The organism is Erwinia sp. S38 (assembly GCF_016624545.1).
GTDB classification, from domain to species: Bacteria; Pseudomonadota; Gammaproteobacteria; order Enterobacterales; family Enterobacteriaceae; genus Erwinia; species Erwinia coffeiphila.
Genome location: NZ_JACVTS010000087.1, coordinates 1 through 307, shown reverse-complemented (window position 1 = coordinate 307; position 307 = coordinate 1). Strand labels below are relative to the sequence as shown.

General features: G+C 45.3%; 1 protein-coding gene. It reads right to left on the bottom strand.

Going from position 1 to position 307, the window contains the following annotated elements; translation table 11 throughout:
- Positions 1–124: 124 nt before the first annotated feature.
- Positions 125–307: hypothetical protein (locus IBT46_RS27535; protein WP_234480330.1), on the bottom strand; the 183-nt coding region annotated here is incomplete at its 5' end.

Genomic DNA, 307 nt, shown 5'->3' with positions numbered 1-307 from the left:
GTCGCCGGTTTTCAAGACCGGTGCCTTCAGCCACTCGGCCACGCTTCCACACGGTATCAGCTTCGGCTAAGGTGCCGGTAACTGATGGAGCGCAGTATAGGGGGAGTTTTTTCGTTTGCCAAGATTATTTTTCGCTATTTTGTTGATTTTGTGAACATTTGAATTCTTTTGGCTGTTTTACAGGCAAATATTGCGGCAAGTGATTATAAAACACACGGTTTTTCCTCTCAAACCGATGATGTTGCAGTACAAAAATGACAGAGACAGAGACAGAGACAGAGACAGAGACAGAGACAGAGACAGAGAC